Consider the following 18366-nt stretch of genomic DNA (forward strand, 5'->3'; position numbering starts at 1 on the left):
AATCAAAAGTCTTACCAAGCAGCATGGGCAAAAACTGTTTAAAAAGGAGGGATGGGGGCACAATAGGCGGTTTCGGATTTTTTGGGAGCGAAACATGGCGCAGCAAGTGGAGCAGGCGAGTCAGCGCGAGCTGGTGATGTCGGTGTTGATGACGCCGGACATGGCCAATTTTTCCGGCAATGTTCACGGCGGAGTGTTGTTGAAGCTGCTGGACCAAGTGGCTTACGCCTGCGCCAGCCGTTACGCCGGCTGTTACGTGGTGACGCTGTCCGTGGATCAGGTGCTGTTCAAGCAGGCCATTCACGTTGGCGAGCTGGTGACCTTTCTCGCCAGCGTCAATCATGTGGGGCGCACCTCGATGGAGGTGGGCATCAAGGTGGTGGCGGAAGACATTCAGAAGCGCACGGTGCGCCACACCAATAGCTGCTACTTCACCATGGTGGCGTTTGAAAACGGTAAAGCGGTACCGGTGCCGCCGCTGTCGTTGGAAACGTCGGAGCAGCAGCACCGTTTCCGCGATGCGGAAATCCGCAAGAAGATGCGGATGGAAACCGAGCAGCGCATGCGCCAAGCCTCCAGCCAGGACGGGGCCGATGCCTGAGGCGGCTTTCACCCTCTTGCACGCGGAGCCGCGCTTCTACCTGGTGGACAAGGCGCCCGGCGTCAGCTTTCACCGAGACGGCGAGGAGGCCGGCTTGATGGAGGCCTTGCGCGCCGGTCTGGGCGACGAGGCTTTGTGGCCGGTGCACCGCTTGGACCGCATCACTTCCGGCTTGATCCTGGTGGCGCGTTCGGCAGAGACGGCGGCGCGGCTGGGTCAAGCCTTCGCCGGGAGAGAGATCGAGAAATATTATCTGGCGCTGTCTGACCGCAAGCCGAGCAAGAAACAGGGCAAGGTGGCGGGGGACATGGGCAAGGGGCGCGGAGGCGCCTGGCGTTTGCTGAACAGTCAGGAAAACCCGGCGGTGACGCAGTTCTTCAGCTATTCGTTGCAGCCGGGTCTGCGCTTATTCCTGTTGCGGCCGCGCAGCGGCAAGACCCATCAGTTGAGAGTGGCTTTGAAATCGCAATCGGCGCCTATCCTGGGCGATCTGCTCTACGGCGGCGCGCCGGCGGACAGGGGTTATCTACACGCCTACGCCTTGCGCTTTGAACTGGAGGGAGAGCAATTCAGTTTTGTCTGTCCGCCGAGCCAGGGCGAAGCCTTCCTGTCCGATGCCTGCGGTGCCGTGTTGCAAGGCTTGGGCGCCCCCTGGGATTTGAACTGGCCGGCAGTGTGAGGGCCGGCCGCGGCCTGCTCAGGCCGCCAGCGTAGTGGTGGGAGCGGCCTTGTCGAAACGGGCCAACTCCACGCCGTACTGGCCGCAGAGATCGGCGAAGGCCTGGCTGGCGAGGAAGCGGAATTCCTTGTCCCGCGTCGCGGCAATCGGGTCGTCTTTATCCACGGCCAAGTGGCCGGGATGGCACATGATCAGACCCCGGTCCGGGCTGCGAGCCAGCCACTGCTGCATCAGCCCGGCGAAGTCCGCTTGCGGCGTCAGCGAGTACATGCCGCCAAACCAAGGCGTGGTGCTGAAGCCCTGCTCGCGAGCGCCGTCGTCGAAACCGGTGCTGACGCTGCGCAGCACCAGCGCCTTGAGCCGGTTGTCGCCGGGGTGGCCAAGACGATCCGGCGCGCGCAAATAGGGCAGCGCCTGGCCCTGCCAGCGTTGGGCAATGGCTTCGAACAAGGCGTCGCGAACCACCGGCAGCGCGTGCACATGCTGGTGGCCGTCGATGAAGTCCGGCAGCCGGCCGTAATGTTGGCAGAACAGATCGATTTGCATGGCGGCGGCATCGCGCAGCGTCGGGCGCGACAGCTGGCGCAACTGGCTCTTCATCAGCCAGTGCGATAAGGGGCGGGCCTGATCGCCAAAGGGATGGCTCAGGTTGAAATGCAGGCCGATGTCGGCTTTGCCGTCGAAGGCTTTGAGATCGGAGGCGTGGCTGGCCCAGCTGGGCGCCTGGCTCATCACGCTGGTGGCGGAGAGGCGGCCGGCGGTCAGCAGCTCCAGAATGCCGGCGCTGATGGCGTCGGACTGTGCGAAGTCGTCGGCGCAGAGTGTCAGTCGTTTTGTCATGGGGGTGTGACCGGGGCAAGCGGATAAAGTTTTATATCCGTTTGTGCTGGAAATTAAGGGTTTATGTGTGGTTTTTGTATCGGCTCCGCGCCGCGGAAGGCCCACAACTTGCTGAGCGCGAAGGTCAGCGCCGCCACGACGATCAGCACCAGCAAAAGCGCGGCGCGATAATTCAGCGGCGTGAAGCGCAGCAGCAGGCCGTACATCGCCTCGTTGACGATGAAGCTCAGGCAGGCAACGCCGAAGAAGCGCGGCAAGGCCTGGCGATGGGGGATATGCCGAGCCTGGAAGGTCTGCTGCCGGTGACCCCAGTAGCTGACCTGGAAAGCGATCAGGAAGCCCAGCACATTGGCTAGCAGCGGCGCCATGCCGAGCGGCACCAGCACCCAAGCCACCATGGCGAAGTGCACCAGCATGGCGGAAACGCCGACCACGCCGAACCAGAACAATTCGCGGCTCATTCGGCGGGGTTCCCCGCATCCCTCGCACCCTGGCCGCTGATGCGGCTGACCAGATAGGTGGGGCGTTGTTTGACCTCGTCGAAAATGCGGCCGACGTATTCGCCGAGGATGCCGATGGACAGCAGCTGCACGCCGCCGAGGAAGCTGATGGCCACCGCAAGGGTTGGCCAGCCGCTGACCGGATTGCCGAACAGCAGGGTATGAATCAGTTCCCAGGCCGCGTAAGCGATGGAGCATAGCGAAATCAGGCAGCCAATCACGGTCCAGATGCGCAGCGGCATATTGGAGAAGGCGGTCAGGCCGGTGATGCCCAAGTCCAGCAGCCGGCGGTAGTTGAAGCTGCTTTGGCCGGCGCGGCGCTCCCGGGTCTGAGTCGGCATCGGACGTTGGGTGAAGCCCACCCAATGATACAAACCCTTCATGAAGCGGTTGCGCTCCGGCATCTGGCGCAAGGCCTCCACCACGCAGCGGTCCAGCACGCGGAAGTCTTGGGTGTCGGCCGGCATTTTATGGCGGCTGCCGCTGTTGGCCAGGCGGTAAAAGGCGTGGGTGAACAGGCGTTTGGCCAGCGGCTCGTCTTCGCGGCTGCTGCGCACGCTGTAGACCATGTCGTAGCCTTTGCGCCATTCCTCCAGAAACACCGGCACCATCTCCGGCGGGTGCTGGAAGTCGCTGTCGATCAGCACGGCGACGTCGCCTTGGACATGGTCGACGCCGGCGGTGAGCGCGATCTCCTTGCCGAAGTTGCGGGACAGCTGGATCAGCGTCACCGGCAGTTCCGCGGCGTGGGTCAGTACCTGCTCCACGGTGTCGTCGCGGCTGCCGTCGTCCACCACCACCAGTTCGTGGCGGTAGCCGGCGTCGTTCAGCAACTGATGCAGGGTCTGCAGCATCGGCACGATGTTGGCGGATTCGTTGTAGGCGGGCACCACGCAGCTGACCAGCGGATCGGCCGGGCGCTCTTTGGCGCGAAGGCCAAGCAGATAAGGCGGGACGAAGGCGTTGCTCATATTAATGGGCCTCGGTCGGGGCCGCCGGCGCGGTATCGGCCAGCAGCAGCATGGTGTCGCTCATGATGTTGAAGCGGGCGCGCTCGGTGAAACGAGCGCGAACGTCGGCGGGCAGCCGTTCGAGATCGTTGACGTCGCAGACGATGAAGCTGCCGGCCTTGCCGGCCAGCCAAGCGCGCAGTTGCAGAGGGTCCTGCGTGGTGCGCACGCGGCCGTGGGAGTAGAACTCCGCGGAAAATTCACGGCGGCCACTCCAATAAATCAGGGCGCTGTCCGCGCTGGGCTGTTGTGCCTGCCAGGCGGCGACCACCTGTTTTTGAGTGCGCAGGTAGCGGTTGCCGTCGTAGTGGTTGAAGGCCAGCAGCGCCAGCATCAACAGTGCGCCGATCGCGGCTATCCCGGGCAGCGCGCTGCGCTTGGCGTCGCCGCCGCGCGCGCGGTGCCACAGCTCGGCGAACAGCAGCGCGCAGCCGGGCAGCATGGGCAGCGAGTAGGGGAAGATGATGTTGCCGGACAGGCTGAAGAACAGCAGCGTCATCAGCGTCCACAAGGCCAGATAGAGCAGCCAGCCGTCGTCGTCGCGGCGAAGGCGAGGCAGCTTGGCGCCGTGGCGCGCCAGCCAGGCCAGCATGGCGACGGACCAGGGGAAAATGGCACCCAGTGTGTACAGCCAGATCATCCCGCGCGGGGTGGCGTGGGCGAAGCCGTATTTGTCGCCCTTCCAGCCGGAGTCCAGGAAGCGGCTGACATGCTCGCCCATGATGAAGTAATCCAGGAAGCCAGGCGTGCGCAGCTCCGCCAGCGCATACCAAGGCGCGGCGATGGCGAACATCAGCAGAGTGCCGCGGATCCATGGCAGCTTGCGCCACAGCGCCAGCCACTGATTGCGCAGCAATACCCAGAAGAAGATGGGCATGCCCACCAGCACTACCGCCAGCGGCCCCTTGGCCAGCAAGCCCAGCCCCAGGCCGGCGAAGAACACATAGCCCCAGCCACGGCTGCCCCGTGCAAGAGCGTGCCAGAAGGCGGCCTGGCTCAGCGTTACACAGAACAACAGCGCCGGATCTGTCATCACCGTGCCGGCGGCGCCGAGGAAGAGCAGGCTGCTGGCCAGGATCAGCGCGGCGGCCATGGCGGCTTCGCGGCCGCTGCGGCGCAGCATCAGGTGAGCGCAGAGTCCCAGGGTGGCGATGGCCAACAGCAGCGAAGGCAGCCGCGCCGCGGCTTCATTGACGCCGAACAGCGCCATGCCGGCGGCGGACAGCCAGCTGGAAAGCGGCGGCTTGGCCCAGAAGGGGATGCCGTAATCGTGCCACAGTGTTACCCAGTTGCCGGTTTCCAGCATCTTGCGGGCGATCTCGCCGTAGCGCGCCTCGGTGGTGTCGGTCAGCGGAATCGTCCACAGGCCGATGAGACGGAGCAGCAGCAACAGCAGCAAGACGGCGATGCCACATTGCTGCCAGCGGGGAAGGGTCGATAGTTTCATTCGGGATGCGGTGCCGTCGGCGCGCGTGGGCGCGGCGGCGAGTATGAGTCAGGAGCCGGAAGCTCCGTATGATAAAGCCTTTTCCCGCTCCTGTGTGGATGGCGGAATAAGCGAAAAGCCGGCGGAGGCCGGCTTTGGGATCTTGCTGGTGCCCCGGCTTGCGGGGCCGCGCGGCGCTTATTGCAGGCCGTGCATCATTTTCTTCAGTTTGTACGACAGTGCGAACAGCACCAGCGAGCTGACGCCGGCCATGGCCACGAACAGCATGAAGAAATCATGCAGATTGTTGATGGCGTAGCCGAGGAAGTGCGGCACCGGCTTGCTTGGATCCGGGTACAGCTCCGACAAGGTGCCGGCGAACTTGTTGGCCGCGGCGTTGGACAGGAACCAGATGCCCATCATCAGGCCGGTGAAGCGGGCCGGGGAGAGTTTCACCACCAGAGAGAGGCCGATGGGGGACAGGCACAACTCGCCGAAGGTGTGCAGCACGTACAGGCTGACCAGCCACAGCATGCTGACCTTGACGCCCGGCTCCAGGCCTTCGACGCCGAAGGCGATCACCAAGTAGCCCAGTGCAAGGAAGAACAGGCCCAGCGCCATTTTAACCGGCGAGTTCGGCTCGCGGTTGTTCTGGCCCAGCTTGGTCCAGATGAGGGCGAAGATGGGCGCGAAAATCACGACCGAGATCGGGTTGATCGACTGGAAGTAGGAGGCCGGCACGGTGAAGCCGAGCACATTGCGATTGGTCTGTTCTTCGGCGAAGAAGGTCAGCGAGGCGCCTGCCTGCTCAAAGGCGGACCAGAAGAAGATCACGAAGGCGGACACAAGCAGGATCACCGCCAGGCGCTCCTTCTCCACGCGGGTCAGCGGGGCGTGTACGACTTTCTCGCCGCTGTCGTGGTGACGCTTGGGCGCCATGCCGATGGGCTTGCCTTGCGGGGTCACCAGATATTTGTTCTTGAACAGCGAGAAGATCACCAGGCTCAGCAGCATGCCGAAACCGGCGGCCATGAAGCCCCACTTGAAGTCGGCGGGGTGGCCGGTGTCGCCCAGGGTGCCGCACACCAAGGGCGCGATCAGCGAGCCTGCGTTGATGCCCATGTAGAAGATGGTGAAGGCGGAGTCGACGCGTTTGTCGCCCTCAGGATAGAGCTGGCCCACCATCGAGGAAATATTCGGCTTGAACAGGCCGTTGCCGGCGATCAGCATGCCCAGGCCGCCGTACAGCAGCCAGGCGGCGCTTTGCACATTGCTGTCGTGCAAAGAGCCGGAGAAGAACAGCATGAACTGGCCGATGGCCATCAATACGCCGCCCACCAGGATGGAACGGCGGTTGCCCCAGTAGCGGTCGGCGATATAGCCGCCTATCAGCGGAGTCAGATAGACCAGGCCGGTATAAGTGCCGTAGATGTCGGCGGCGTGAGCCTTGTCGAACATCAGGGCTTTGATCATGAACAGCACGAAAATGGCGCGCATGCCGTAATAGCTGAAGCGCTCCCACATTTCGGTCACAAAAAGCAGGTAGAGCCCTTTGGGATGCGAAGTGGTCGACATAGATTATTTCCTTGTGTGACTTGAGTGACACCACTTGAACGAGCAAGGTCGAGTGAGGTGTTGTTGTATTTTTTAATTGCCTTGGATTTTGTAGGCAATTTTTGATAATAACTAGGAAATGTTTGTATGTGAAAATTTTTTAATCTTTACTGCCATACAATCGTAATTAATAGAGTAAATGCGTCACTAACTGTCCTCATTTGTCATATTTATTTGTAAGTAAAATGACATGAATGCAGTGAGGGTTCGTATTTGGGCTATTGTCGAAAATCCCGTTGGGAGAGGGGTTTATGCGTATTTGCAGCTGGATGGAGGCGTGCGGAACGGGTTGTGTTTCGATTCGCCGACTCTGAGGCAAAACAGCAACACTCATCTGCGCGGTGGAGGGGGGCAAAGAAAAAGCCCTGCCGGAGGCAGGGCCGGGAGGCGGACGGCTTAGTCGCCGCCGACGGTGTCCAGCCTCAGTTGCGGATGTTCGTCGGCGCCGGCGCGCAGCACCTCGGTCTGGCGGCTACTGTTGTAGCGCAGTTCACCGTTCACAAAGATCTGGCCTTCCACCACATAGCGACCATCGGGTTTGATCGCCTGCTTGTCGTAACACAGGGAGAAGTCCGCCGGAATGCTGCGTGGTTTTTCCAGGATCTGCTCCGCCAGCAGTTGGGGCGGGGCGTCTTGGCGGCTTTGATCCAATAGGCGCACTTTGACGAGCACGTCCTTGGCCTGGGACAGCGTGGCGCTCTGTTGAGGCGCGATATTGCCGGTCAGATAGGCTGGCACGAAACCGCCGGCGTGGGCTGCGCTCAAGGCCAGGCCTAGAGCCAATGCGCATAGGGAGCGGGTCAGTCGCTTCATCATCAGTCCGCCGGCTCCAGGTTTTGATGGCCGAGGGAGACGGTCTGGCCTTCGGCGGGTTTCCATTCGCCCTGCAGCCGCCATTGCTTGGCCTGGTCTTCCAGCAGGATGTACCAATGATTGGCCTTGACCGGCACCGCCGGCAGCACGGCCTGGTAGAGGTTGGGACCGGCCTGGCGCATTTCCACCTGTTGGTCGAAGTCGTCCTGCGCCGGGTGAACCATGCGCATGGTGATGACGGCGGGCAGCGGCACCTTGCTGGTGGTGATCAGCCGCAGCGTGCGCTGGTCCGTGCCCACCATCAGCTGCGCGCTCAAGCCCATATTGAAGGCTTGCTTGTCGCGGCGCAGTTCCATATTGATGGCCTTGCCCTTCTTGTAGTAGTCGTCGGTGACCAGGCCGTCGTCGGTGCGGATCGCGGTGGCGAGGAACATCACGCCGACGATGACGGACACCAGCGGCAGGCCGAACAGAATCCAGGGCCAGGGTTCGCGGTACCAGGGGCGCGGAGCGGGGGCGGTATGCTGCATGTATTACTCTCCGATGAAGCTGGACTTCTCTTCCACTTGCAGGGAAGGGTGGTTGATGGACTGGATCAGGAAGCGGATTTCATGGCTGCCTTTGGTCGCGTACTGCGGGTCGGCCTGCACGTGGACGGTGACGTCGGTGTTGCCGGTGGCGGCAACGGCGATATCGCCGCGGTCGGCCTGCACTTTCAGGCCGGGCAAGCCCGATGCTGTGATCCTGAAATGCTGATTCTGTTCCGTAGTATTGATAATTTTAATGATATAGGTGTTTTCCAGCCAGCCGGCATCGGTTTCGCGCACCAGCGAGGCGCGGTCGCGGATCACATCCACTTTGAACGGCTTGCGCATCCACATGGAGCCGATGGCGGTGGCGATGACGATGGCGAGCACCAGCGTATACAGTATCACGCGAGGACGCTTGAGCCGGGAGGCGATGGCTTTCTCAGGGTATTTGCCCTCCAGCGCATTTTCCGTGGTGTAGCGAATCAGGCCGCGCGGATAGGCCATTTTGTCCATCACTTCGTCGCAGGCGTCGATGCAGGCGGCACAGCCGATGCACTCGTATTGCAGACCGTTGCGGATGTCGATGCCCACCGGACAGACTTGAACGCAGATGCTGCAGTTGATGCAGGCGCCCAGCCCTTGCTCCTTGGGGTCGCTGCCTTTCTTGCGCGCTCCGCGCGGCTCGCCCCGTTTCTCGTCGTAGGAAATGATCAGGGTGTCGGCGTCGAACATCACGCTCTGGAAGCGCGCGTACGGGCACATGTATTTGCAGACCTGTTCGCGCATGAAGCCGGCCAGCAGATAGGTGAAGCCGGCGTAGAAGAACATCCAGAAGGTTTCCCACGGCCCGTAGTCGAAGCGGGGCGCGGCGGCGACCAGGTCGCGGATCGGCGTGAAGTAGCCCACCAGCGTGAAGCCGGTCCACAGCGAGAACAGGATCATCAGGCCGTGCTTGGTGAATTTGAGGCGGAACTTGCGCGCGCTCATCGGCGCCTTGTCCAGCTTGATGCGCTTGCCGCGGTCGCCCTCCACCCATTGTTCTATCCACAGCATGATTTCGGTGTAAACCGTCTGCGGACAGGAGTAGCCGCACCAGAGCCGGCCGGCGATGGTGGTCCAAGTGAACAGGCCGAAGGCGCAGCACATCAGCAGCGCGGCCAGATAGACGAAGTCCTGCGGCCAGATGGTGAGACCGAACAGATAGAACTTGCGCTCGATCAGATCGAAATGCAGCGCCTGGCGTCCGTTCCAGTTCAGCCAGGGCAAGCCCAGGAAAACCAACTGGGTGCCGACGACGAAGAGCACGCGCAGATTGTTGAACAGGCCTTTGACGGCACGCGGATAAATCTTGGTTTGCGACTCGTACAGAGAAACGGTCTCGGTGGCCTCGGGCTGCGAGCCGGCTTGGCGCGGCGGTTCTACCTTGATCGGGATTTCCTTGAGCGAATCGGACATGGGCGTTTCCTTCTCTGCGGATTTGGCCAAGGCCATGGGGGTATGGGCTTGGCGAAATGCGCGGCTGCATCGGAGCGGAGATGTTATATGAAATCATATAACATCCTCGCGAAAGAATACTGCCCGCATGAGCGGGCAGTAGATCAGTACCGGTTTATTGCGGCGCTTTGGGGTTGTTGGACAAGCCCCAGACGTAAGCGGTCAACAGGTGTACTTTGCCTTCACCCAGGAAGTCTTTCCAGGCCGGCATCTGGTTGTTGCGGCCGTTGGTGATGGTTTCGATGATGGTTTTCTCGCTGCCGCCGTACAACCAGTTGTTGTCGGTCAGGTTGGGCGCGCCCAACTGCTGGTTGCCCTTGCCGTCCGGGCCATGGCAGGCGACACAGACCGTGGCGAAGGTTTCCTTGCCGCGAGCCGCGCGTTCAGCGTCATGCTTGCGTTTGGACAGCGACAGCACGTAGTTGGCGACGTCCTTGACCTTTTCCTCGCCGAACGCCGCGCCCCAGGCCGGCATCTGGCCGTGGCGGCCTTCGGAGATGGTGGTGTGGATGTCCTTGACGTCGCCGCCCCACAGCCACTTGCTGTCGGTCAGGTTGGGGAAGCCCTTGGCGCCGCGGGCGTCGGAGCCGTGGCACTGCACGCAGTAGGTCTGGAACAGGCGCTTGCCCATTTCCTGAGCTTTGGGGTCGGCGGCCACGGCCTTGACGTCCTGTTTCAGGAACTGGTCGTACAGCGGCTGATACTTGGCTTCCGCCTGCGCGCGCTCTTTCTTGTACTGGTCTACCGAAGTCCAGCCGAACACGCCTTTCCAGGTGCCCAGGCCAGGGTACAGAATCAGGTAGACCACGGCGAAGGCCAGGGTCACGTAGAACATCAACATCCACCAGCGCGGCAGCGGGTGGTTGTATTCGGAAAGGTCGCCGTCCCACACGTGGCCGGTGATCTCAACCTGTTCGCCCTTTTGCACCTTGATCTTGGATTGTGAAAACACCAGATAGGTCAGCCATACGAGGCCGCCCAGCACGATCGCGGTGATCCAGATGTTCCAGAATTCGCTCACGAAATCACTCATTTTTTTGCTCCGTTGGAAGCTTGGTCTTGTTCCGCTTCCTGCACCTTGTCGTCGTCGAGGAAGGGCAGGTTGGCTGCGTCCTCATACCGGTTCTTGGAGCGCTTGCTGTAGGCGATGCCCAGCACCACGATGAAGAATGCAAAGCACACTACCGTGAACAGCGAGCGTCCGATGGTTACCCAGTCCATGGCTTAACGAACGTTCTTCAAGGCAAGGCCCAGGCCTTGCAGGTAAGCGACCAGCACGTCCATTTCCGACTTGCCCTCCACCTGAGCCTTGGCTTCGGTGATGTCTTTGTCGGTGTATGGGACGCCAACCAGGCGCAGCGCCTTCATCTTGGTCGGCACGCTGTCGGCGTCGGCCAGATTCTTGGCCAGCCACGGGAAGGCAGGCATATTGGACTCAGGCACCACGTCGCGCGGGTTGACCAGGTGCACGCGATGCCATTCGTCGGAATAGCGGCCGCCTACGCGGGCCAGGTCCGGCCCGGTGCGCTTGGAGCCCCACAGGAAGGGGTGGTCGTAAACCGATTCGCCGGCCACGGAGTAATGGCCGTAGCGTTCGGTTTCAGCGCGGAACGGACGGATCATCTGCGTGTGGCAGGTGTGGCAGCCTTCGCGGATGTAGATGTCGCGGCCAGCCAGCTGCACGGCGGTGTAGGGCTTGACGCCGGCCACCGGCTGAGTGGTCGATTTCTGGAAGGCCAGCGGCAGGATTTCCACCAGGCCGGCCACGCTGACGACCAGCAGGGTGAACACGATCAGATAGCCGACGTGTTCTTCGATCAGTTTTTGTATCTTATCCATGATGTTTCCTTGCGCCTCAATGAGCGTGGGCGGTGATGGCCGGAATCTTGGCGTCTACGGCACGGCCCGCGGTTACGGTGCGGAAGGTGTTGTAGGCCATCAGGAACATGCCGAGCAGGTACAGGAAGCCGCCAAGCAGACGCACGAAGTGGTACGGATAGGTGGCTTTGACCGCCTCAACGAAAGCGTAGGTCAGGGTGCCGTCCGGGTTCAGCGCGCGCCACATCAGGCCCTGGGTCACGCCGGAGATCCACAATGCGGCGATGTACAGCACCACGCCGACGGTGGCGAGCCAGAAATGGGCTTCAACCAGCTTCAGGCTGAACATGGATTCGCGGCCGAACAGGCGGGGAATCAGGTAGTACATGGAACCGATGGTGATGAAGCCCACCCAGCCCAGCGCGCCGGAGTGCACGTGGCCGATGGTCCAGTCGGTGTAGTGAGACAAGGCGTTGACGGTCTTGATCGACATCATCGGGCCTTCGAAGGTGGACATGCCGTAGAAGGACAGCGATACCACCAGGAATTTCAGCACCGGGTCGGTGCGCAGCTTATGCCAAGCGCCCGACAGGGTCATGATGCCGTTGATCATGCCGCCCCAGCTCGGAGCCAGCAGCACCAGGGAGAACACCATGCCTACGGATTGGGTCCAGTCCGGCAGGCTGGTGTAGTGCAGGTGGTGAGGGCCGGCCCACATATAGGTGAAGATCAGCGCCCAGAAGTGCACTACGGACAGGCGGTAGGAGTAAACCGGACGGCCAGCCTGTTTCGGGATGAAGTAGTACATCATGCCCAGGAAGGCTGCGGTCAGGAAGAAGCCCACGGCGTTATGGCCGTACCACCATTGCACCATGGCGTCCACGGCGCCGGAGTAGGCGGAGTAGGATTTCCACAGCGACACCGGCACGAAGGCGGAGTTGACGATGTGCAGCAGGGCCACGGCCAGGATGAAGGCGCCGTAGAACCAGTTGGCCACGTAGATGTGCTTGACCTTGCGGATGGCGATGGTGCCGAAGAAAACAATGGCGTAAACAACCCAGATCACCGCGATCAGGAGCTTGATCGGCCATTCCAGCTCGGCGTACTCCTTGCTGGTGGTCAGGCCCAGCGGCAAGGTGATGGCGGCCAGCACGATCACCAGCTGCCAGCCCCAGAAGGTGAAGGCGGCGAGCTTGTCGGAGATCAGCCGGACGTTACAGGTACGCTGCACTACGTAGTAGGAAGTGGCGAACAAACCGCAGCCGCCGAAGGCGAAGATGACCGCATTGGTGTGCAGCGGGCGCAGGCGGCCGAAGTGGAACCAGGGGCCGAAGTTCAAATCGGGCCAGACCAGTTGGGCCGCAATGATGACGCCCACCAACATGCCGACAATGCCCCACACGACGGTCATGATGGCAAATTGGCGCACCACCTTATAGTTATAAGTGGATTGCGTTTCCATTTAGGGTTTTCTCCAAGGTTGCTAACTCAGAACGTGACATATCTAATCGACGGCTTGAAGTCCGGGCGACTGTCCCAATCTGTACTGATGTGACTGTATCCAGACGAAGCCGTAGGGAAAACGACTTTTATTAAAATCAAGCGCTTGACCCAGATCGCAGCGGTACTGATGTCTGTATTAGCAGTTCATCCCGTATTGCGACAGCGCAATTTCCCCATTTAGTTAACCCGGCATTCTAAATCAATTACCCATATCGGGCCAGTTTGGACGGCCGGGGATGTCGCTTTCCCATTTGTCTTTATTTATGTCTCAAGCGAGCGTGACAGTTCTTGCAAATACTGTTGCTACTGGCGAGATTGTATTGTCTGGCGGCCCAGCCTTCTTGACCTGGATCAAGATGTCATAAAACGCAGCGTTTACCCGCGGCAAGTGCTAAAATCAGAAGGTTTTGCAACGATTGCAGGCAGATCATGACCGTTTCCGTCCGCTACACCCTATGTCCCCGCGCCCCTGAGGCGCATCTTTTCGAGGTCGTCCTGACCGTTTCCAAACCCGCAAAGAACGGCCAGATTTTCTCCTTGCCGGCTTGGATTCCCGGTAGTTACATGATCCGGGAGTTCTCCAGGCATATTGTGGAAATTCGCGCGGAATCCGCGGGAAAAGCGGTGCAGCTGGTCCAGTTGACAAAAAACAGCTGGCAAGCCGCGCCGGTCAAGGGCGTGCTGGTTCTGCGCTATAAAGTTTATGCGTTTGATCTGTCCGTGCGCGGAGCGTATCTGGACGCGGAGCGCGGCTTCTATAACGGCAGCAGCGTTTTCCTGGCGGTGGACGGCTATGAAAACGAGGCCTGCGCGGTGGAGATCCTGCCGCCGGAAGGCAAGGCCTACGCCGATTGGAAAGTGGCGACCAGTCTGCCGGCGCGCGGCGCGGACAAGAAAACCGGCTTCGGCGGCTATCAGGCGGCTTCCTACGACGAGTTGATCGACCATCCTGTGGAGTTGGGCGCCTTCGAGCGAGTCAGCTTCAAAGCCTGCGGCGTACCGCACGAATTCGTTGTCTCCGGTCGTTTCCGCGCCGACCTCAAGCGCTTGGCGCGCGACACCAAGAAAATTTGCGAATACCAGATCAAATTGTTTGGCGAGCCGGCTCCGTTCGAACGCTATGTGTTCATGCTTTTCGTCGGCAAAGACATCTACGGCGGTCTGGAGCATCGCGCTTCCACCGCGCTGGTGGCCAATCGCGACGATTTGCCGCAACAGGGCGTTGAGGAGATCGGCGACGGCTATCTGAAACTGTTGGGTCTGATCAGCCACGAATACTTCCATAGTTGGAACGTCAAGCGGATGAAGCCGGCGGCGTTCACGCCCTATGATCTGAACCAGGAAGGCTACACCCGTTTGTTGTGGGCCTTTGAGGGCATCACTTCCTATTACGACGACCTGAGCCTGGTGCGCTGCGGTCTGATCGATGAAAAGCGCTATCTGGGCCTGCTGGCGGAGACCATCAGCGGCGTGGAGCGCGGCGCCGGCCGCCTGAAGCAGACCTTGGAGCAATCCAGTTTCGAAGCCTGGACCAAGTATTACCGGCAAGACGAAAACAGCCCCAACAGCATCGTCAGCTATTACACCAAGGGCGCGCTGGCCGCGTTGGCGCTGGACTTGACCATACGCCGCGACAGCCAGGGCCGTCAGTCGCTGGACGATGTGATGCGGGCGCTGTGGCGCAAGTGGCTGGACGACGGCAAGGGTTTGGCCGAGGACGAGTGGGAAAAACAGGCGCAGGCCGTTACCGGCCTGGATCTCAAAGCCTTCTTCGATCAAGCATTGCGCGGCGTCGAGCCCTTGCCGCTGGCCCAGCTGCTGGCTACCCAGGGCGTGGAACTGCGCTTTGAGCCGGCCGCCAACGCCGGCGATCGCGGCGGCCTGGTGTTGAACGGCAAGCCGGCTCCGGCCAGCCTGGGCGTCAAGGCGGTGGCCGAGGCCCAGGGCGTGCGCGTGATCAACGTCTACGACGGCGGGGCGGCGCAGCGCGCCGGCCTGTCCGGGGGCGACGTGATCGTGGCGATAGACAAGCTCAAAGCGGTGGATCTGGACAAGGCGCTGGCGCGTTATCAGCCGGGCGATAAGCTTAAACTGCATTGGTTCCGCCGCGACGAACTGATCAGCGCGCAAGTGGAGCTGCAAGCCGCGCCTGCCGACGCCTGCCGGTTGCTGTTGCAGGACGACGGCGCCCGGTGGCTGCGCCGCTAACATTCATCGGGACGGCGCCGTTCCCAGGCGCCGTTCCCCTCCAGCCAAGACCGGCGCAGCCGGCATCGAAGGAGACGTAGACATGGCTCAACAGCCGCAAGTCAAGTACCGCAACGACTACGCAGCCCCCGCTTTTCTGATTGACCGGGTCGATCTGAGCTTCGACATCGAAGACGACGCCACCCGCGTGCACGCGCGCTTGGTGGTAACCCGTAATGACAAGGCCGCGCGCCAGGACGATCTGGTGCTGGACGGCAGTGCCGCGCTGGTGGCGGTAACGCTGGACGGAGAGCGTCTGGACGAAAGCGGCTACGCGCTGGCCGACGAACAACTGACCGTGCGCGGCGTGCCCGACAGCTTCATCCTGGAAGTGGAGACCGAGATTGATCCGGCGGCCAACACCAGCCTGATGGGTTTGTACGCGTCCAACGGCAATCTGTTTACCCAGTGCGAACCGGAGGGCTTCCGCAAGATCACGTATTATCTGGATCGTCCCGACGTGATGGCCAAGTTCACCACCACCATCATGGCCGACAAGCACAAATTCCCGGTGCTGCTCTCCAACGGCAACAAGGTGGGCGAGGGCATGGTGGACAAAAAGCGCCACTGGGTGAAGTGGGTGGATCCGTATAAGAAGCCGTCTTATCTGTTCGCCTTGGTAGCCGGAAAACTGACGGCGCTGAAGGACAAATTCGTCACCATGCGCGGCCGCGAAGTGGCGCTGGAGATCTGGACCGAACCCGCCGATCAGGACAAGACCCAGCATGCGATGGAGTCCCTGAAGCACTCGATGAAGTGGGACGAGCAGCGCTTTGGCCTGGAATACGACCTGGACATCTATATGATCGTCGCCGTCGGCGACTTCAATATGGGGGCGATGGAGAACAAGGGCCTCAACGTCTTCAACACCAAGTACGTGCTGGCGCGCAAGGACACCGCCACCGACGCCGACTTCCAAGGCGTGGAGCGAGTGATCGGCCACGAATACTTCCACAACTGGACCGGCAACCGCGTGACCTGCCGAGACTGGTTCCAGCTATCGCTGAAAGAAGGGCTGACCGTGTTCCGCGACCAGGAATTCGGCGCCGACATGAGCAGCCGCGCGGTCAAGCGCATCGAGGACGTCAAGGGCCTGCGGGCTCACCAGTTCCCCGAGGACGCGGGCCCCACATCCCACCCCATCCGCCCGGACAGCTATATCGAGATGAACAATTTCTACACCATGACGGTGTATGAAAAAGGCGCGGAAGTGGTGCGCATGTATCACACTCTGCTGGGCGAAGCGGGTTTCCGCAAGGGCATGGACTTGTATTTCAAGCGCCATGACGGCCAAGCGGTGACCTGCGACGACTTCCGGGCGGCAATGGCCGACGCCAACGACGTGGACCTGGGCCAGTTCGGCTTGTGGTACAGCCAGGCCGGCACCCCGGTGCTCAGCGTCAGCGGCCGCTACGACAGCGTGGCGCGTAGCTACACGTTGAATGTGCGTCAATCCTGCCCGCCCACGCCGGGGCAAGAACTGAAGCAGCCGTTCCACATCCCGCTGGCTTTGGGCCTGGTGGGCGCCGACGGCGCCGACCTGCCGCTGCAGCTGGAGGGCGAAGCCGAAGCGCAGGGCGGCACCCGCGTGCTGGACGTCAAGGCGGCGGAGCAGAGCTTCACCTTCGTCGGCGTGCCGGCCGAGCCGGTACCTTCGCTGCTGCGCGGTTTCTCCGCGCCGGTGAAGCTGGATTTCGATTGGCGCGACGACCAACTGGCTTTCCTGATGGCCAACGACAGCGACAGCTTCAGCCGTTGGGAAGCCGGTCAAACCTTGGCCGAGCGTCTGTTCAAGCAGCTGTTGGCGACGCTGGCCGCCGGCGGCGAACTGAAGCTGCCGGAGACCTTTGTCGCCGCTTTCCGCGCGGTGCTTAAGGATCATGTCGCCGATCCGGCGTTCAAGGCTCTGATGCTGGCTCTGCCTTCCGAGGCGGAAATTCTGGAGATGGTGGAGGAGGCCGATCCGGCAAGCATCCATCAGGTACGCGATTTCGTGCTGGACGAGTTGGCGCAGGCGCTGCGCGGCGAGTGGCGCGAGGCGTACGAGCTGAGCCAGACCCGCGATTACAAGCCGCAAGACGCGGGCAAGCGCGATCTGAAAAACCGCGCGTTGGCCATGTTGAACCGCCTGGACGACGCCTGGCCGGCGGAAGCCGCCGCCAAGCAGTGCCGGGAGGCGGACAATATGACCGACCAGATGGGCGCGATGCTGGCCTTGCGTGATCGCGACGGCGCCGAACGCGACGATTGCTTCACCGCTTTCGCCTCCCGCTGGCAGGGTGACGCCCTGGTGATGGACAAGTTCTTCATGCTGGTGGCCAGCAGCCAGCTGCCGGGCACGCTGGAGCATGTGCAGGCGGCGATGCAGCATCCTGCCTTCACCTTGAAGAACCCCAATAAGGCGCGCGCGCTGATTGGCACCTTTGGCGCCAATATGGCCTTGTTCCACGCCGCCGACGGCAGCGGCTACCGCTTCCTGGCCGATCAGGTGCTGGCGCTGGACGCGATCAATCCGCAAGTGGCCAGCCGCATCGTCAACGCCTTCCGCCGGCTGAAAAAGCTGGAGCCTGCGCGTCAGGCGCTGATGCGCGAGCAATTGCAGCGTCTGGCCGGGCAGCCGCTGTCCAAGGACGTGTACGAGATCGTGTCCAAGATTTTGGAAGCCTGAGCCGCCTCGCGCTGCTGAAAACAAAGCCCCGGTTTCAAACCGGGGCTTTTTTCATGGCCGACGAGGCGTATTTGCCGCGAGGCTTATTCTATGCGCAGCCGCTGCCCGCCTTGGCTGCCTTGCTTCTTCGGCAGCGTCAGGCTGAGCACGCCGTTTTCGTATTTTGCGCTGGCCGCGTTGCGTTCGATTTCCGCCGGCAGTTGGAAGCTGCGCGATACCGCGCCGTAAAAACGCTCGGTGCGTAGTTGGCGCTCGTCCTTGCGCTCGCTGTCCGTCTGGCGCACCTCCGCCTTAATGGTAACCAGCGGGCCGTCCACTTCCACGTGGATGTCGTCTTTGCTGACGCCGGGAATATCCGCGTGAACGATGAACTGGGTTTCGGACTCCTTCACGTCGATCTTGATCTGGCTGGGCAGCGGATCGCCGTGCAGCGGTTTGATGAAGAAGCCTGGGGTGAAGTCGCGGAACAGTTCGTCAAACAGGCTAACATTGCCGCGGGAAGGCAGGATATTCATCTTACTCTCCTTTTCGATCAATGGTTTAGGTGTAAAACGGGCCCTGTTGTCGATATAGGGACGTCGCTGGGATTCTCAAGTCCCCAAGAAGGGAAAATTCATCGGGAT

Annotated in this window: 17 protein-coding genes; 4 read left to right on the forward strand and 13 right to left on the reverse strand. The window is 61.5% G+C overall.

The features are described from left to right. Positions 1-94 precede the first annotated feature (94 nt). Both BR71_RS02750 and BR71_RS02755 read left to right on the forward strand, forming a co-directional pair. Entirely contained in the window at positions 95-601 is a 507-nt protein-coding gene (locus tag BR71_RS02750; RefSeq protein WP_043632346.1) for an acyl-CoA thioesterase, read from the forward strand. Further along, positions 594-1280: a TIGR01621 family pseudouridine synthase gene (locus BR71_RS02755; protein WP_043632350.1), complete on the forward strand. Its 687-nt coding sequence runs from the start codon at positions 594-596 to the stop codon at positions 1278-1280. Before BR71_RS02750 ends, BR71_RS02755 begins: the two co-directional genes overlap by 8 nt. Positions 1281-1298: 18 nt before the next feature. On the opposite strand, the gene BR71_RS02760 is transcribed toward BR71_RS02755, so the two are convergent. The 12 genes from BR71_RS02760 to ccoN form a co-directional block, all read right to left on the reverse strand. Next, positions 1299-2120 (reverse strand): ChbG/HpnK family deacetylase, encoded by an 822-nt coding sequence (locus BR71_RS02760; RefSeq protein WP_043632353.1) that lies wholly within the window; start codon positions 2118-2120, stop codon positions 1299-1301. A 53-nt stretch (positions 2121-2173) separates the two neighbouring features. Beyond that, on the reverse strand, positions 2174-2581 hold the full coding sequence (locus tag BR71_RS02765) for a GtrA family protein (RefSeq protein WP_043632356.1): 408 nt from the start codon (positions 2579-2581) through the stop codon (positions 2174-2176). Next, complete coding sequence (locus BR71_RS02770) at positions 2578-3591, reverse strand: glycosyltransferase family 2 protein (RefSeq protein ID WP_043632359.1); 1014 nt, start codon at positions 3589-3591, stop codon at positions 2578-2580. The genes BR71_RS02765 and BR71_RS02770 overlap by 4 nt, the downstream gene beginning before the upstream one ends. Before the next feature lies 1 nt (position 3592). Continuing rightward, positions 3593-5077: an ArnT family glycosyltransferase gene (locus tag BR71_RS02775; protein ID WP_043632363.1), complete on the reverse strand. Its 1485-nt coding sequence runs from the start codon at positions 5075-5077 to the stop codon at positions 3593-3595. Between the two features lie 177 nt (positions 5078-5254). Beyond that, on the reverse strand, positions 5255-6631 hold the full coding sequence (locus BR71_RS02780) for a peptide MFS transporter (RefSeq protein ID WP_019102795.1): 1377 nt from the start codon (positions 6629-6631) through the stop codon (positions 5255-5257). Between the two features lie 435 nt (positions 6632-7066). Further along, a complete protein-coding gene (locus tag BR71_RS02785; RefSeq protein ID WP_052370282.1) occupies positions 7067-7486 on the reverse strand; it encodes a YbaY family lipoprotein in 420 nt (139 codons plus the stop codon). After that, complete coding sequence (locus BR71_RS02790) at positions 7486-8013, reverse strand: FixH family protein (RefSeq protein WP_019102685.1); 528 nt, start codon at positions 8011-8013, stop codon at positions 7486-7488. The genes BR71_RS02785 and BR71_RS02790 overlap by 1 nt, the downstream gene beginning before the upstream one ends. 3 nt (positions 8014-8016) lie before the next feature. Beyond that, positions 8017-9468: a cytochrome c oxidase accessory protein CcoG gene (ccoG, locus tag BR71_RS02795; RefSeq protein ID WP_043632367.1), complete on the reverse strand. Its 1452-nt coding sequence runs from the start codon at positions 9466-9468 to the stop codon at positions 8017-8019. A gap of 154 nt (positions 9469-9622) precedes the next feature. After that, positions 9623-10540 (reverse strand): cytochrome-c oxidase, cbb3-type subunit III, encoded by a 918-nt coding sequence (ccoP, locus tag BR71_RS02800; protein ID WP_043632371.1) that lies wholly within the window; start codon positions 10538-10540, stop codon positions 9623-9625. Next, a complete protein-coding gene (locus BR71_RS02805) occupies positions 10537-10728 on the reverse strand; it encodes a cbb3-type cytochrome oxidase subunit 3 (protein ID WP_019102682.1) in 192 nt (63 codons plus the stop codon). Before BR71_RS02805 ends, ccoP begins: the two co-directional genes overlap by 4 nt. Positions 10729-10731: 3 nt before the next feature. Continuing rightward, positions 10732-11346, reverse strand: a complete 615-nt coding sequence (gene ccoO, locus BR71_RS02810; RefSeq protein ID WP_043632373.1) for a cytochrome-c oxidase, cbb3-type subunit II — start codon at positions 11344-11346, stop codon at positions 10732-10734. A gap of 16 nt (positions 11347-11362) precedes the next feature. Then, positions 11363-12787 (reverse strand): cytochrome-c oxidase, cbb3-type subunit I, encoded by a 1425-nt coding sequence (ccoN, locus tag BR71_RS02815; protein ID WP_019102680.1) that lies wholly within the window; start codon positions 12785-12787, stop codon positions 11363-11365. 470 nt (positions 12788-13257) lie between these two features. Here ccoN and BR71_RS02820 point away from each other — a divergent pair, with 470 nt between their 5' ends. Continuing rightward, positions 13258-15036, forward strand: a complete 1779-nt coding sequence (locus tag BR71_RS02820; protein ID WP_043632376.1) for a M61 family metallopeptidase — start codon at positions 13258-13260, stop codon at positions 15034-15036. An 82-nt stretch (positions 15037-15118) separates the two neighbouring features. Further along, the gene (gene pepN / locus BR71_RS02825; RefSeq protein ID WP_043632378.1) at positions 15119-17743 is read left to right on the forward strand and encodes an aminopeptidase N; all 2625 of its coding nucleotides are present in this window, start codon (positions 15119-15121) and stop codon (positions 17741-17743) included. Between the two features lie 83 nt (positions 17744-17826). Here pepN and BR71_RS02830 read toward each other — a convergent pair whose 3' ends face one another. Continuing rightward, positions 17827-18258 (reverse strand): Hsp20/alpha crystallin family protein, encoded by a 432-nt coding sequence (locus BR71_RS02830; RefSeq protein WP_019102677.1) that lies wholly within the window; start codon positions 18256-18258, stop codon positions 17827-17829. Between the last annotated feature and the right edge of the window lie 108 nt (positions 18259-18366).

This window comes from Chromobacterium haemolyticum DSM 19808 (genome assembly GCF_000711885.1).
GTDB classification, from domain to species: Bacteria; Pseudomonadota; Gammaproteobacteria; order Burkholderiales; family Chromobacteriaceae; genus Chromobacterium; species Chromobacterium haemolyticum.